Source organism: Flagellimonas ulvae (assembly GCF_049333175.1).
GTDB lineage: Bacteria > Bacteroidota > Bacteroidia > Flavobacteriales > Flavobacteriaceae > Flagellimonas.
Window position 1 is genome coordinate 1,307,479 of record NZ_CP186325.1, and the last position, 14,163, is coordinate 1,321,641.

Below are 14,163 nucleotides of genomic sequence, written 5' to 3' on the forward strand. Positions count from 1 at the left end.
GATAAAACGAAATTAAAAGTTGAAAACCAAAGTTTATTACAATCCGAAAAGTTAGTTCTTAAAAATCCACTACTTTTCATTTACAAAACCGTTGGCAATAATTATGAAAAACCCAATAATCATCATAATATTCCTTCTGATTTTTTCAACAAACAAAGTTTATTCTTGTTCTTGTGAAAAGTCAAGTATTAAATATGGGTTTGAAAATACGGACTTGATTTTTACTGGAAAAGTTGTGGAAATTAATGAAGGTAAAGTTTATGACTCAATCCCGAGCTCAACCGAAAAAGGAAAATATTACGTCCGAGAAATTAATAGAATTGAATTTGTTTTTAAAGTTAAAGAACTGATTAAAGGAAAAGAAAAATCGGATTTTATAACCATTGTGACCTCTGGTGGCGGAGCAGATTGTGGAAATTATTTTGAGCTGAACTCGGAACATCTGATTTACTCATATGAAACGGATTTACAAGTAAATACGTTTGACGAGAATAATAAAGTCGAACCTTATTTTTCGACTGACCTTTGTACTAGAACAAAAGAACTGAAACGAACTAAAAAATCCGAAATAAACCGACTTAAAAGATTGAATAAAAGGAATGAAAAATAACCATTGTTGGCAATAGTTATTTTTCATTATGGTTTTGTGCCACACCAAAATAAAAGTATAAATCAAACGGCTGGATTTCGACAGAATAATCTTGCTTTGCCTTAGCGCCAATTCGCCCGCTGCTTCGCAGACGTCGTCACAACGAAATCATAGCCGAGACCGTTGTAATGCATTTTGACTAATTCAAAAGACCACTTCACTCATTTAATCTTTTTCATCTGGAAAACCTTCAATACTTTCAAACCAAATTAACCAACCAGTTTTGAAGAACACATTAATAATTTTTTTCTTTTCAATTTTTGGAGTCGCCGTTGGACAGACAACGGAATATTCGGGAATAGTCAAAATTAAAGGTGATAAATCGCCTTTGCCAGGGGTATCTGTGATTATAAAAGGAACAAAAATTGGCACTCAAACTGACTTCGACGGAAATTTTAAAATCAATGTTCCAGATTCACTAAATGTACTTTCATTTTCCTACGTCGGTATTCAACCAATGGACTATAAGCTCGGTGAAAATAAATTTCTTGAAATCTTTTTAAAAGAAGATTGCACAGTTTGCTTTTTAGACCACCAACAAATTGGAATTTATGCTCAGAGTGGAGTTGTTGGCAATCCAATTGGAGTGCAATTTGATTTGTCTTTTCCAGCCATCTTTGGCGAACCGACATTAAAAACTGGAATTGGCTATCAAACCAATTTTAACGAAAACCGATTTTTGAATGCCTATATCAATCTCGAACACTTATTTGTGGACTGTGGATTTAGCATAGACATCAATTCTTCAGTGAGAAATTTAAATTACGACAATAACATCGATTCGAATAGTTATAGTATTGAAAACGTAATCAACCTACATGGAGTACAAGTTATTACAGGCTTTAGCAACGTAAATTATGTTGAATTGGACAAAAACAAAACTGTAAAGTCAAATGGACCACTTATTGGACTTGGAACTTGGCTTGGTCCACCATTTTATGCTTCAGTTAACGCTAAAACAAGTATTTACAGAGATTTGAGTGCATATCAAGTCGATATTAAACGGAATTTCAAGCGACTTTCCAGTTTCATCCGCTACAATAGGATTGGGAGTTTTAACGAAATAAGTCTTGGAATTGGATATCAGTTCACTTACTATCTGAAAAAAAGGGAAGAATAAAAAAACGCATTACAACACGGTGTATGATTAATTGCGGACGGAAATTCACCTGTTGAATTTCCTGCAATCAATTATCTTTAGTCTCAGGCCGACATTTTCCGTTGTAAAAGTCCGCAACTAGTCATAGCCGATACCGTTGTGAGCAAGCTGAAAAATATAACTTACACCAAATGAAAATTAAGAAATATAGTCAGGCATCAGATATCTGGTTACAGTTCAAGGGTGGACTAAAAGGCTACATTTTCAAAAAGACAAAGGATTTAGAAATAGCCGACGAAATTAACCAACTCGTTCTAATGAAAGTAATAGATTCCTGCTGTTCAGATGTTAAAATAAAGAATGTTAGGTCCTGGCTTTTCCAAATTGCACATAACACCACCATAGATTATCTAAAAAAAAGTGAAAAATATGTTGGTTTGGAAAGAGAAATCCAAGAAGAAACAGAGGATAATGTATATCTCGAAATCGAACCATTTGTGTCAGCTCTAATTGACTTTTTACCTGAAAAATATGGAGTGCCGCTACGTATGTCAGACATAGAAAAACTAAAACAACAGGATATAGCAAATAAATTAAACTTGTCTCTAACCGCAACCAAAAGCAGAATACAAAGAGCTCGTGAACTCTTAAAAAATGAAGTTTTCACCTGCTTCCAAGTTAATATGGAGGACGCGAAAGGCCTTAGTGACATTACACTCAAAGATTCCTGCAAACCCCTTCAGGCAACCATTTCAAAAAATAATCGATAATTTTTGCGTCTTTTTACACTGTTTTCAGTCTTGGTTATAAATCTTAAATTTTATAATCATGACAAACAGAAAAAAAATAGTCTTTAGAATTATTTTCTTGACCATTGGACTTAATTCCATTCTTGCCCAAAACTTGGCTATTTCAACTATCCATGAAATAGAACCCAGCATAAACCACTATGCAAAGCTTCAAGAACTTTCAGGTAAACAGAGGCAATCTACTGCTTGGATGGATACTATTGTGTACCCACCAAAAAAATACAAGAATAATACTATACTGTTCGCCCTAACGAAGCCCGTTTACCTTACTTCAAACCAAGTAGATTTTTTAGTGAAGGCTGTAAAATTTCCTGCGAACAGTTCCGAACAGACAAGAGCGGAACTCGACTTTCTTTTGGAGTTACAGAAAAAACGAACAAAAGAGCAAACCGAAAGAGTATTGGCTCTAGCAAAAATTGGATATTGGCCAGATGCCAACTATGTCTCAACACATCCTAATTACGAGAAGAATCTTGAAAACCTTTTTTTTGAAAGTAAAGAGATACTGGGCCAAACGTACTCTTTTGAAAATTTTCCAGAAACATCAAGGCTTTTACAGGGCATTATGAATGATATGCGATTAATGGAGTTTGCGGTAAAATATCATTTGGTTAGAGCAAGGCCATACCAACTGGAATTGGAACTAAAGCCTCTGAAAACTATAAGTTCACCATCATTTGCAAGCGGGCATACCTTGTGGGCATATATACAGGCGTATACTTTTGGCGAATTGATTCCTGAAAAACGAGATGATTTTGTGAAACTGGCCTATGAAATTGGGCTTTCAAGAGAAATTATGGGTGTACATTACCCAAGTGATGAAGAAGCGGCAAGGCAACTTGCACACCGCATGTTGATGTTAATGTGGCATACAGAAAAATTTCAAAACGATTTCTTGAAAGCAAAAGGCGAATGGAACTAATTAATAAAATTGAAACATTATTGCGCCCTTGGCCAATAGCGTTTGTAAGGATTTCTATAGGCATTGTCTTTCTTTGGTTTGGAGTTCTTAAATTCTTTCCAAACACGAGTCCCGCAGAAACAATGGCACAACGGACAATGGACAAACTAACTTTAGGGCTTATTTCCAGTGAAATGAACTATTTGATACTAGCTATCATCGAAACTGTTTTTGGGCTATTTTTAATCGGAAATATTTTTAAAAAAATGATTGTACCACTCACGTTAGGGCATCTGATTATGACATTTTCACCAATACTTCTATTTCCGTCTGAAGTGTTCACAGGAATTTTAATCCCTACATTATTGGGGCAATACATTATTAAAAATCTTGTGCTGTTTAGTGCATTGTTGCTAATCAACCAAAGATTTTGTTATTCAAATTCAGATGAGAAAATTTGCATTTCACAACCGAGTTTGGATTGATGTTTCTTTAAAAAGCAAATCGAAGATACTATAGAACACTTGAGACTGAAGAGCCAGTTGCCAACAAAACCTAAATGTAATGCGGACTTTTAGGCAAAACCGAAAGGTCTGTGTATATTTCTATAGTCGCTAAATCTTATGGATTTAGCTTTAGACAAACAACAAAAACAAAACAATAAGCTTTAGCATACATTTGAGAAGACCTATGGCATTATTTTCAAGATTTAAGAAAAAAGGGGAATACAACTTGTCGAAGTCTGACTTTAAAACTGAAAGTGAAGATTTTGAAGTTCTTTCTTTAAAATTGAGCGGAGATTTTTTCGAAAAGTTTCCTCAAGCTAAAAAGAAAGAAAATTATAAGGGAAAAAAAGCTTTGATTACTAATTCATCTAAAATCAATCTTTTTGGCAACCAAGTGAAAATAGCTTACAACCCAAGCGAAATTGAACTGAATGAAAATAAATTTATTGACTTGATAAATAATAAACTGAATTGGATTTCTAACAATGAAGAAACTTTAAAAAATGGTATCGCAAAAAAGCTTGTCCCTTTAAAAAATGATAGTTGGCTCAATGAAAACGAATCTGAAATCTCGAATAGTGAATTTATAAAACGGATTGAGCTAAACGGAATCACATTTTACGGAGATGGGAGTTCAGAATTGACTTTTGACGATGACGATTTGTTTTGGGAACATCAAATTGTTGTGGATTTGGGCATTAAAAATAATCTATCTAGTATAAATATTCGTGGATAAAAAACGTATGCTAACAAAGGCTATACTTCAGCCCTTAACCTCCAACCACAAAGAATATTTCCTACTTTTAATACGGTGTGATTGCTAAATCGTAAAATCCATACGGATTTTCCAGACCGAAATCATAGCCCAGACCGTTGTATGTAATTATGAAAAAAGCATTGTACAATTTCCTTAAAATTATTTCGTGTAAAATGAACTTAGATAACGGTGTCAGACACATTATTTTATATGGATTAGCCACTGCAAGCCTAATAATTGGGCTAAAATGGTTGCAATGGAATTTTCTAATTATGGAAAACGCAATTGATATCTACATTGGATTACTCGCCATTATATTCACCATGTTGGGTGCATGGATTGCTTCGCAATCAATAAAGCCAAAAACACAAACTGTTTTTGTGGAAAAACCTATTACGATTTATAAACCCAAAGAATTTATAGTAAATCAAGCTGGTTTAAAAAGGCTGAATTTGACAACTCGAGAATATCAAATTTTAAAGCTCATAGTTCAAGGGTATAGCAATTCTGATATTGCAGAAAAATTGTTTCTTTCACTTAGCACTATAAAAACTCATGTTTCCAACCTTTATACGAAGATGAATGTAAGTAGCAGGTTTCAAGCTATTACCACTGCCAAAAAAATGAAAATTGTGGAGTAGGGAAATAATTTTTAATTATAAAATTGCTGAATTTCAATAATTGGTACCAAAGTATGAAGAGAATTATTCTTCAATACTATAGTTTCGAAACAAACTATAAATCCAATAATTATGAAAAAAGTCATCCTGATTTTTGGTGCTGTGATAGGTTTAATAATAAGCGCCAATTCAATTATCCATATGAACATGATGAGTTCAAATCCTGATTACAAAGGGAACGATGTAGTAGGGTATGCAACAATGGTCATCATGTTTTCTCTAATTTATTTTGGAGTAAGAAATTATAGAAACAACTATCTTGATGGTAAGATTGGCTTTTCTAAGGCATTTAAGACAGGAGCGCTAATTTGTTTTGTTGCTTCTACAATTTATGTTGTGGTTGGCCTTTTATATTATTATTTGTTTGCCCCCGATTTTATTGACATTTATGCTGACTATATTATAAGAAATTCTGCTCCAGATGAAGTTGAGGCCATAACCGCTCAAATGGCAGACTTTAAGGAAATGTACAAGAATCCTTTATTTGCTGTTTTAATTACCTATATGGAGGTATTGCCTATAGGAATGATAGTAGCTTTATTTAGTGCTCTTATTGTCAAGAAAAAATAAAATAGCCCCTGCCAACAATGGCTGTAATTAATGCACGTTGTGCAACATTCAACTAAAAGAGAAGTCCTTCAATAAACAAATTGATTGAAAAACTAAAATACTATGACGGCAGGTAGCTACTTATTTTTTGTTCTGACTTTTGCTTTTGTTTCATGTAAACTAAACCAAACAGATACTACAAAAACAGCGATTGAGAACCCTAAGAGTCTATCTATAAAATTAGTCAACGGTAAATGGTTCAATGGAAATACCTTTGAAAACAAAACCGTTTGGGTTCGTAAGGGTATCCTAAGCTTTTCCAAAAATGAAACCGAAAATGACACCATAATTGACCTTAAAGGCATGTACGTCATTCCACCATTTGCAGAAGCTCATAACCACAACTTGGAAAGCGATTACAAGTTAGAAGAACGAATTGACGCTTACCTCAGTAATGGTGTATTTTATGTAAAGATGCTTTCATCTATTAAAAAGCGCATAGACCCATTGATGCACCATTACAACAAGCCAGAAGGAATTGATATTAGTCTAGCTCATGCCCCCCTTACAGGAAGTGGAGGTCACCCAATAGCATTAAGAAAAAGATTTCTTGGATACGGCCGATTTGATGGACTCTTTAATAGTCTTGAAGAAATTGAATCCCATGGTTATTTTGTCATAGATGATTTGAATGATTTGGAAAAAAAGTGGGGTGAAGTATTGTCGTTTGAACCCGATTTCATTAAAATAATGATTCTTTATTCGGAAGAATATGAAAAACGAAAAAACGATACCACTTACTTTGGGAACAAGGGACTAAACCCTGAATTGGTTCCTGAAATTGTCAAAAGGGCACACCAAAATAATCTTCGCGTCAGTGCACACGTTGAAACGGCCAACGACTTTAGAGTTGCCGTAAATGCTGGTATAGATGAAATTGCGCACCTACCGGAAATTGATAATGGAAAACAGTTATCACGAGAGGATGCAATCTTAGCCAAAAACAAAGGTACTGTTGTTACAACTACAATTTCGTTAGTATCTAAAAAACAAGATGAGCCCAACTATGAAGAACTGGTTGAGAATATAAAATCAAACCTTGAAACACTTAATAGTGAAGGTGTTACGATTGCAATTGGGTCGGACATGTATAATGATAATTCCGTTGGTGAATTCCAGTTTCTGCATGATTTGGGTATCTTTAGCAATGTTGAACTGCTTAAAATGTGGTGTGAGAATTCGGCTGAAACCATATTTCCTAACAGAAAAATCGGATTCTTAAAAGAGGGGTACGAAGCAAGTTTTTTGGTCTTAAATTCAGATCCATTAAAAAGCATTAATGGAATCAATAATTCAATAGTCTTAAAAGTTAAGCAAGGAATAATACTAAATAAGTGATTACCTTCAATATAATATATACAATACTACTCCCTAAATGGTTGCACTAGGTGTATACTAAGCCGTTGGCCAGTATTAAATAAAAACTAAGAAATGAGGAAAATAGCCCTAGTATCTTTAATGATAGCTCTTATGTTTGGGTGTAAATCAGAGAAAAAAGAAATAGAGATTGATAGAGATAGTGATTCAAAAAAAATATTGAAAACATAGATAGTTGCTCGGAATATCTCAACTTTATTCAAGCCAATAAATGATGCGAAGAAGGGGTATATGCCATACTCAGCACAGGTTTCACAAGTCATAGAGTCCAACTTTGGCAAAAAACCAGTTAAACCAAACTAAAAAATGAAATTTAGAAAAGCGACCAAAAACGACCTCGACAAAATTGTGGAAATGATTGCGGATGATAAACTCGGAAAAACACGAGAAAATTACCAAATACCCTTGCCAGTTGAATATCTTATCGCATTTGAAAACATAAACACTGACCCAAATCAGGAACTGATCGTTGTGGAAAACGAGAACTCTGAAATTATTGGAACGCTACAATTATCGTTTATTCAATATCTGACCTATCGCGGAGGAGTTAGAGCACAAATAGAAGCGGTTAGAATTAGGAAGGACCAAAGAGGACTTGGAATTGGAAAAACAATGTTTAAATGGGCAATTAACAAAGCTAAAGAACGAAATGCCCATGTATTACAATTGACAACGGATAAAAAACGACCGAAAGCAATCAAATTCTATGAAGATTTAGGGTTTAAATCCACCCATGAGGGAATGAAAATGCATTTTGAATAAAAAACAGTTTCCAACACTATATATGCAATAGTGATTCTTAAGAAACTGTAACAATTTCGAATCTAATCTATCCTTGAAACAAATAGAGCGAATGAAATTCACTTTACAACTATTTCCAATCACTTGCTTGATAGGGCAATCTTATGCCCAAGAAAATGGTAAAAGTGTTTTTGGTAAAACTGATATCTACTTAGAAAGTACCCTAAATAGCCTACAGATTATTGGTGTAAACGACGCAACTAATTCTAGCCCAGACGCTTCAAAGGAATGCTCTACCGCACTCCACAATGCTTTGCAGAATGTGAACTTAAAACGTAAAAGATGAAACGAGTATTACATATTTTTTGGATAGTGGTTTTAGTATTCTCTTGTAAAGAGAGTAAAGAAATTGCTGAATCAGATATCTCAAATGATTGGGAATTTAAAATGATTAGCCGAGGAGACAACAAACCTAATTTTAATCCAAATAAAGATTCACTAAAATACATCCCTATTCTTCTTCATAAGGGATACAATTTGAAGCAGATTCAAAGCTATTTCCAATGGACAGACGAAGAGTTTAATGTTCACCTGAATCTATTGTCACAAGCAGATTTCATTAAAAAGACAACAGATAATAAAGCGCTTGCTTCCGTTATGATTATCCCCATAAATGAAGACAAAAAAATTTCTGAATACTTAAAGCCCATTACAGATGCCGTTACCAAAGAAATAGAGGTAAATATAGATTCGATTAAGCATAAAACGCAGCAAATAGAGTGCATGAAAGATTTCAATTTCAAGGATATTTCATTACTCATTTTGAGTAATGTTTTGTTGGATAATGGGCAGATTAACAACGTAGAAGCTGAATATTTGGGAAAAGAAAGACCTAAAAGAAATAATAAAAATTATTATGCTTCTTTTCAGGAGAAACCTATTGATTCTGACTATGAAGCTTTGGGAATCTATGGAAATCAAGTAGAAATGAAACAAGGTTTCGCCCTCTGTCGATATGGAAATCAAAGATATCTACAAGAGGTTGTTGAATTGAATAAGGAGATAGAAAAGCAATATGCAAATATCACTGATACATCAAGTTTTAAATATCCCGTCATTACTCCTGACTGTAATAATGGATTAATGAACCTCGCTGGCTTTTTCAAACCAAAGCTATTAAAAGTGCTTAATCACTATGATTCTATGATCAGAGAAGAGTACAACAAAACACTATACAAAAAAGAAGTATCTTATGAGGAATATTTTATTTGGATTTACCACATACTCTATACTGATATTACTAATCAGCTAATTGAAAATGGCCATATATACATTCCTAAAGAAAAAGTAGCATTTTATATTTTTCAACCGTAAATTGAAAAACACCATACACCTCAACGTCTTTAAGCAATTATTATAGCCCAATAAAAAAGTACAGTATACAAATCTCTCACCTTTCTTAGACTAGAGCGATTAGAATTCATTTGGCAAATGAAAAATTACGACATCTATAAATGCAAAATTGAAAGATCCAAAATAAATGGGAATTATACCATTTGGTTACCTGAACAAGAGGATAATGATTTTGTTAGTTTATTAGTAGACAAAAATGACCTTACGCATGGAAGGCTCTGGGAGCTTTTATTGAAAGTGAGTGCAAAAGACATGGGGTTAGACCTTATAAAGGTCTATTTTGAACCAGAGGGAGACGTTTTTGTTGCCTATACCAAGGAATATGAATTGGGCATAAAAATGGAGGCTATTTTAAACCAACTAATCTCCAATCTTGACTATCTAATTGACATTGTCAATCTAAGTGGATTAAAGAAAAAATAGCTTGAACACAATACCTTTCATTTGGAAAACTCACGAAACTTGACATTTGATTCATTAAAAAATGAAGATTAGGAATTTAAAGGGGGTAGATAACAAAGAAATCTTAAGTGCCTTCAACGAATCGTTTTCTGACTATTTCGTTCCTTTTAAATTGACAGAAGAACAGTTAGCATCAAAAATGATGGTTGATAAGACAGACCCTGGGTTGTCAGTTGGCGTTTTTGAAAATAAAAAGCTTGTAGCATTTATTCTACATGGATTTGACATCGTTAACAATCAAAAAGTAGTATATAATGGAGGAACAGGTGTTATTCCCAAAAAAAGAGGTTCTGGATTAACAAAAAAAATGTACCAGTATAGCCTGTCCATTTTAGAAAAAAATGGAGTTGACAAAGTCATACTTGAGGTAATATCCAAGAATATTCAAGCCATAAAATCCTATAAACAATCGGGCTTTAAAACCATCAGGGAATTAGCTTGCTTTAAAGGAGATTTTACCGCTCCCAAAATCAACAAAGCAATAGCGATTAAAGAACTTCAAAGTTATCCATGGAGACAAATGGAATCGTTTTGGGATATACATCCAACATGGCAAAATTCAAAAGAAGCGGTGGATAAATTAAAGACGGCCAACCATTCACTTGGAGCATACATTAAAAACCAATTTGTAGGTTACGTTATTTTTAATCCAAAAAACAAGAGAATACAACAAATAGCTGTAAGTAAGAATTTAAGGCGAAAAGGAATAGCTTCCAGTTTAATGGCCGAATTGGCAAAAAAATATGGAAATACAAGTTCAATCATTAACGTTGATAAAAAAGCAGAAAATGTTATGAGTTTTTTTGATTCAATTGGATTCGAAAATTATCTGGAGCAGCTAGAAATGCATTTAAAAATTAACAAAGTCGCTAACCATTGATTATAGGTGCTTCTTTGCTCCTGTATACTTTTTAAAACATGTATTTTAGGCATATGAGAAAGAGAACAAAAAGAAGAATAGTTCATGGGATTTGGATATTTATGATTCTGATTACTATAGTTGCCGCCTATACAAGTTTTTTCCTTGTGGAAGACGTATCCGTGGCATTACTTTTTTTAAGTCTTTTTGTCGTAGTAAGTCTTTTATATTCGTCTTTTGAAAAAAGAAACAACAAGTAAATGAACAGGATCACAGTATTTTGCGGTTCAAGTTTAGGAACGGAAGAAGAATTTGAATTTCAAGCCAAAGAACTTGGAAAAAAGTTAGCTCTTGAGCATATTGAATTGGTCTATGGTGGCGCAAAAGTAGGATTAATGGGGGCCGTTGCGGATGGAGCATTGGAAAACTCAGGAAAGGTTATAGGTGTTTTGCCCAATTTCCTAAAGTCAAAAGAAGTTGCGCATGATAGACTGACTCAATTACTTGTGGTCAACTCAATGCACGAGAGGAAAACAAAAATGAATGAGCTATGTGATGGAGTAATTGCTCTGCCTGGAGGTTTTGGAACATTGGAAGAACTTTTTGAAATGCTCACATGGGGCCAATTGGGACTTCACAAAAAACCCATTGGAATACTAAATGTTAATGGTTTTTACGATGACTTAATTGATTTTTTAAATAAGATGGTAGCTAAAGGCCTTTTAAAAGAAGTGAATAGAAAAATGGTTTTGGTAAGTGAAAACATCGACGAGCTTTTAACCAAAATGAGAGCATACGAAGCACCTACCGTTAAAAAATGGATAACCAAAGAAACCATTTAATCCAACACGTAAAAACATATAGAGTTATCGCCTTTCCTTGCTTTCTTCCGGAAATTTGCAAATACAAGTGCTAAATTATATAATCATTTACGAGTGATGCCAATCAAAAAAAGATATGCGCAATACAGACCTAACCTATAAAATACAGGATGCTTAACCATTTTGAAAAGATTGAACAGCTTGTTGCCTCATTGGACACAAAAACCCAAATCTTTCTTAGCAAAATAGAAGAAACCAAGTCTTTTAAAAAAGGTGAGATTTTGCTTAACGCCGGAAGTGTTTGCCGTAAAAGTTTTCATGTTCGTAAAGGCATAGTGCGTAAGTACCACATCAAAAACGGAAAGGAAATCACTACGGATTTTTTCTTTGAAGACGATATAGCGCTAGCATATACGAGCTATACCTTTCAGGAGCCTAGTACGGAGTTTATTGATTGTTTGACCGATGTAAAGGTGAGCATAACACATCGAGAACAATGGGAAGCTGCCAAGATAAAGTTTCCAAAGTTACTGGAGCTCGACTTACTACTTACAGAAATACATGCGGGTGCTTTGGAGGAAGACCTCCTGGACCTTAGAACACTGACCGCTTCGGAACGTTATGAAAAGTTGCTAGCACAAGCACCTGAGTTGCTGCTGCATATTAAACTCACACATATTGCATCTTATTTGAACATTTCGCTAGAGACTTTAAGTCGAATTAGGGCTAAGTATTGATTTTTTGATGTAGGTCAAATTTTGCGATGAATCATTTGGCGTCCTTCGCCATAGAATTAATCCACAAAAAGATACCTTCATGCAATTTCTTGTAGCTTGCCTCCTATTTTTCTTTTTATCTGTTTTCCCGCTGCACACTTCAGCTCAAACAGCAACAGATTCACTTAATCCTCCCTTGGTTCATATGGTTACGTTTGAACGTGTTTCAAGCAGAAACTATCAAAGTTGGTCCATACAGTATAGGGAGTTTGAAAAGCAATCTAAAGAATTTGTCATACCACTAACATTAAGTTTTGGAAACACTACTATTGATGGAAGCTTTTTGGAAAATAAGGACATAAAAGAGGTAGACACCTACTCCTTGGGGTTTGGTTTTGATGGCTATGAATATTTGGGCAGCGGGTTCTATTTCAATCTTGGATTAGGTGCCTTTCCGGGTGTAGAAACCATAGAAAGACAAAACAACGATAGAACCACGGGATTTCTGATTGGAGGTACGGCCAGTACCGGTTTTCTTTTTATACCCTTTCCTGAGTTTGGACTTGTCCTGGGCCTCAATGCAATAGGCAGACTCTCCAACTCAAAGGTGATTAGTAGTTCCATAGGGTTTGGGATTGAGGCAGGATTTAACTTTTGAACAAAATGACTTCATTTAAAAAACCTTCCACGAGAATTATAGGGTTGGATGTGGCCAGAGCCTTGGCCCTATTTGGTATGATTGTGGTCAATTTCAAAATGGTCTTCGGGGCAAAAGATTCTAGCGGCATTATAAGGGTTATAAACCTCTTAGATGGAAAAGCAGCTGCAACTTTTGTGGTTTTGGCCGGAGTTGGGATGGCGCTAATTACCAAAAAAGCCAATAAGACCAATGATTTAAAAGAATGGACAAGTATCAAGAAAAAGATTTTGAAAAGGGCAATTCTTCTTTTTTTAATCGGAGTCTCTTACATAACCATTTGGCCTGCGGATATTTTACATTTCTATGGGGTGTATATGATAGTGGTAATCGTGCTTCTAAAAAGAACAGAACGGTCTATCCTGCTATTCGGTTTTGGACTCATATTCATCTATCCTTTTTTGATGATGCTATGGGATTATGAAATGGGTTGGGATTTCAACTCGCTAACTTATAATGATTTTTGGACAATCAGGGGATTCACCAGAAACCTGATTTACAATGGTTTTCATCCCGTTATCCCATGGTCTGCATTCATGGTTTTTGGATATTGGCTTGGCAAGCAAGATTTACAAAACGTGAAGTTTGTCAAAAAACTACTTCTTTTTTCCATTCTTGCCTTCGTTGTTGTTCAAATCACATCTTCCGTCCTAATCAACCTGTTATCAGGTATAAGTCCACAAACTTCAAAAGAAATAAAAGAGCTATTTGGAACAAGCCCTATGCCTCCATTACCAATTTATATGCTTAACGGAGTTGCCATTGCATTTACCATAATATCAGCTTCTATTCTGATAATAGGAGCAAACAAGAAGAACAGAATAGCAGTCGCTTTAGCTAAAACAGGACAGCTAGCCTTAACGTTCTATGTGGCTCATGTGATTTTGGGAATGGGCATTGTAGAATCGATAAATCCAGATAAGATTGGGCAATATCCGTTACTTTTTTCGGTCGGATATGCTTTGGTCTTTAGCTTTAGCTGTGTCTTGTTTGCTTGGGTTTGGTTAAAATACAACAGCATTGGCCCTTTGGAATGGATATTTCGGAGGATAACGAAATGAGATAAT

The 14,163-nt window shown here is 34.6% G+C and carries 18 protein-coding genes; all 18 read left to right on the forward strand.

Annotation, left to right across the window (positions count from 1 at the left end; genetic code table 11):
* The first annotated feature begins 103 nt into the window (after nt 1-103).
* Nucleotides 104-610 carry a hypothetical protein gene (locus ACOKFD_RS05945; RefSeq protein ID WP_422860400.1) on the forward strand — a complete coding sequence of 169 codons (507 nt, stop codon included), beginning with the start codon at nt 104-106 and terminating at the stop codon, nt 608-610.
* A 262-nt stretch (nt 611-872) separates the two neighbouring features.
* Entirely contained in the window at nt 873-1,769 is an 897-nt protein-coding gene (locus tag ACOKFD_RS05950) for a carboxypeptidase-like regulatory domain-containing protein (RefSeq protein WP_422860401.1), read from the forward strand.
* A 170-nt stretch (nt 1,770-1,939) separates the two neighbouring features.
* The gene (locus ACOKFD_RS05955) at nt 1,940-2,518 is read left to right on the forward strand and encodes a sigma-70 family RNA polymerase sigma factor (protein WP_422860402.1); all 579 of its coding nucleotides are present in this window, start codon (nt 1,940-1,942) and stop codon (nt 2,516-2,518) included.
* A 58-nt stretch (nt 2,519-2,576) separates the two neighbouring features.
* On the forward strand, nt 2,577-3,479 hold the full coding sequence (locus ACOKFD_RS05960) for a phosphatase PAP2 family protein (RefSeq protein ID WP_422860403.1): 903 nt from the start codon (nt 2,577-2,579) through the stop codon (nt 3,477-3,479).
* Complete coding sequence (locus ACOKFD_RS05965) at nt 3,470-3,943, forward strand: doxx family protein (RefSeq protein ID WP_422860404.1); 474 nt, start codon at nt 3,470-3,472, stop codon at nt 3,941-3,943. The genes ACOKFD_RS05960 and ACOKFD_RS05965 overlap by 10 nt, the downstream gene beginning before the upstream one ends.
* Nucleotides 3,944-4,148: 205 nt before the next feature.
* Entirely contained in the window at nt 4,149-4,700 is a 552-nt protein-coding gene (locus ACOKFD_RS05970; protein WP_422860405.1) for a DUF2262 domain-containing protein, read from the forward strand.
* A gap of 149 nt (nt 4,701-4,849) precedes the next feature.
* Complete coding sequence (locus tag ACOKFD_RS05975) at nt 4,850-5,362, forward strand: response regulator transcription factor (RefSeq protein WP_422860406.1); 513 nt, start codon at nt 4,850-4,852, stop codon at nt 5,360-5,362.
* A 111-nt stretch (nt 5,363-5,473) separates the two neighbouring features.
* The gene (locus ACOKFD_RS05980; RefSeq protein ID WP_422860407.1) at nt 5,474-5,971 is read left to right on the forward strand and encodes a DUF4199 domain-containing protein; all 498 of its coding nucleotides are present in this window, start codon (nt 5,474-5,476) and stop codon (nt 5,969-5,971) included.
* 102 nt (nt 5,972-6,073) lie between these two features.
* On the forward strand, nt 6,074-7,348 hold the full coding sequence (locus tag ACOKFD_RS05985) for an amidohydrolase family protein (protein WP_422860408.1): 1,275 nt from the start codon (nt 6,074-6,076) through the stop codon (nt 7,346-7,348).
* A gap of 345 nt (nt 7,349-7,693) precedes the next feature.
* Nucleotides 7,694-8,149, forward strand: coding sequence for a GNAT family N-acetyltransferase (locus tag ACOKFD_RS05990; protein ID WP_422860409.1), 456 nt, complete (start codon nt 7,694-7,696; stop codon nt 8,147-8,149).
* Between the two features lie 91 nt (nt 8,150-8,240).
* A complete protein-coding gene (locus ACOKFD_RS05995) occupies nt 8,241-8,474 on the forward strand; it encodes a hypothetical protein (protein ID WP_422860410.1) in 234 nt (77 codons plus the stop codon).
* Nucleotides 8,471-9,502 (forward strand): hypothetical protein, encoded by a 1,032-nt coding sequence (locus ACOKFD_RS06000; RefSeq protein ID WP_422860411.1) that lies wholly within the window; start codon nt 8,471-8,473, stop codon nt 9,500-9,502. The genes ACOKFD_RS05995 and ACOKFD_RS06000 overlap by 4 nt, the downstream gene beginning before the upstream one ends.
* A 117-nt stretch (nt 9,503-9,619) precedes the next feature.
* Complete coding sequence (locus ACOKFD_RS06005; protein ID WP_422860412.1) at nt 9,620-9,964, forward strand: hypothetical protein; 345 nt, start codon at nt 9,620-9,622, stop codon at nt 9,962-9,964.
* 61 nt (nt 9,965-10,025) lie between these two features.
* Nucleotides 10,026-10,883: a GNAT family N-acetyltransferase gene (locus tag ACOKFD_RS06010; RefSeq protein ID WP_422860413.1), complete on the forward strand. Its 858-nt coding sequence runs from the start codon at nt 10,026-10,028 to the stop codon at nt 10,881-10,883.
* Between the two features lie 239 nt (nt 10,884-11,122).
* A complete protein-coding gene (locus tag ACOKFD_RS06015; RefSeq protein WP_422860414.1) occupies nt 11,123-11,704 on the forward strand; it encodes a TIGR00730 family Rossman fold protein in 582 nt (193 codons plus the stop codon).
* Between the two features lie 149 nt (nt 11,705-11,853).
* Nucleotides 11,854-12,420, forward strand: a complete 567-nt coding sequence (locus tag ACOKFD_RS06020; protein ID WP_422860415.1) for a Crp/Fnr family transcriptional regulator — start codon at nt 11,854-11,856, stop codon at nt 12,418-12,420.
* A 79-nt stretch (nt 12,421-12,499) separates the two neighbouring features.
* Nucleotides 12,500-13,057 (forward strand): hypothetical protein, encoded by a 558-nt coding sequence (locus ACOKFD_RS06025; protein ID WP_422860416.1) that lies wholly within the window; start codon nt 12,500-12,502, stop codon nt 13,055-13,057.
* 5 nt (nt 13,058-13,062) lie between these two features.
* Nucleotides 13,063-14,157 carry a DUF418 domain-containing protein gene (locus ACOKFD_RS06030; protein ID WP_422860417.1) on the forward strand — a complete coding sequence of 365 codons (1,095 nt, stop codon included), beginning with the start codon at nt 13,063-13,065 and terminating at the stop codon, nt 14,155-14,157.
* Nucleotides 14,158-14,163 lie beyond the last annotated feature (6 nt).

Excerpts from the sequence above, each read along its gene's own strand:
- ACOKFD_RS05995 (WP_422860410.1), top strand. The coding sequence starts at position 8,241 with ATGAAATTCACTTTACAACTATTTCCAATCACTTGCTTGATAGGGCAA.
- ACOKFD_RS05970 (WP_422860405.1), top strand. The coding sequence starts at position 4,149 with ATGGCATTATTTTCAAGATTTAAGAAAAAAGGGGAATACAACTTGTCG.
- ACOKFD_RS05990 (WP_422860409.1), top strand. The coding sequence starts at position 7,694 with ATGAAATTTAGAAAAGCGACCAAAAACGACCTCGACAAAATTGTGGAA.
- ACOKFD_RS06010 (WP_422860413.1), top strand. The coding sequence starts at position 10,026 with ATGAAGATTAGGAATTTAAAGGGGGTAGATAACAAAGAAATCTTAAGT.
- ACOKFD_RS06015 (WP_422860414.1), top strand. The coding sequence starts at position 11,123 with ATGAACAGGATCACAGTATTTTGCGGTTCAAGTTTAGGAACGGAAGAA.
- ACOKFD_RS05965 (WP_422860404.1), top strand. The coding sequence starts at position 3,470 with ATGGAACTAATTAATAAAATTGAAACATTATTGCGCCCTTGGCCAATA.
- ACOKFD_RS06025 (WP_422860416.1), top strand. The coding sequence starts at position 12,500 with ATGCAATTTCTTGTAGCTTGCCTCCTATTTTTCTTTTTATCTGTTTTC.
- ACOKFD_RS06020 (WP_422860415.1), top strand. The coding sequence starts at position 11,854 with ATGCTTAACCATTTTGAAAAGATTGAACAGCTTGTTGCCTCATTGGAC.
- ACOKFD_RS05955 (WP_422860402.1), top strand. The coding sequence starts at position 1,940 with ATGAAAATTAAGAAATATAGTCAGGCATCAGATATCTGGTTACAGTTC.
- ACOKFD_RS05985 (WP_422860408.1), top strand. The coding sequence starts at position 6,074 with ATGACGGCAGGTAGCTACTTATTTTTTGTTCTGACTTTTGCTTTTGTT.
- ACOKFD_RS05975 (WP_422860406.1), top strand. The coding sequence starts at position 4,850 with ATGAAAAAAGCATTGTACAATTTCCTTAAAATTATTTCGTGTAAAATG.
- ACOKFD_RS06030 (WP_422860417.1), top strand. The coding sequence starts at position 13,063 with ATGACTTCATTTAAAAAACCTTCCACGAGAATTATAGGGTTGGATGTG.
- ACOKFD_RS05960 (WP_422860403.1), top strand. The coding sequence starts at position 2,577 with ATGACAAACAGAAAAAAAATAGTCTTTAGAATTATTTTCTTGACCATT.
- ACOKFD_RS05945 (WP_422860400.1), top strand. The coding sequence starts at position 104 with ATGAAAAACCCAATAATCATCATAATATTCCTTCTGATTTTTTCAACA.
- ACOKFD_RS06005 (WP_422860412.1), top strand. The coding sequence starts at position 9,620 with ATGAAAAATTACGACATCTATAAATGCAAAATTGAAAGATCCAAAATA.
- ACOKFD_RS06000 (WP_422860411.1), top strand. The coding sequence starts at position 8,471 with ATGAAACGAGTATTACATATTTTTTGGATAGTGGTTTTAGTATTCTCT.
- ACOKFD_RS05980 (WP_422860407.1), top strand. The coding sequence starts at position 5,474 with ATGAAAAAAGTCATCCTGATTTTTGGTGCTGTGATAGGTTTAATAATA.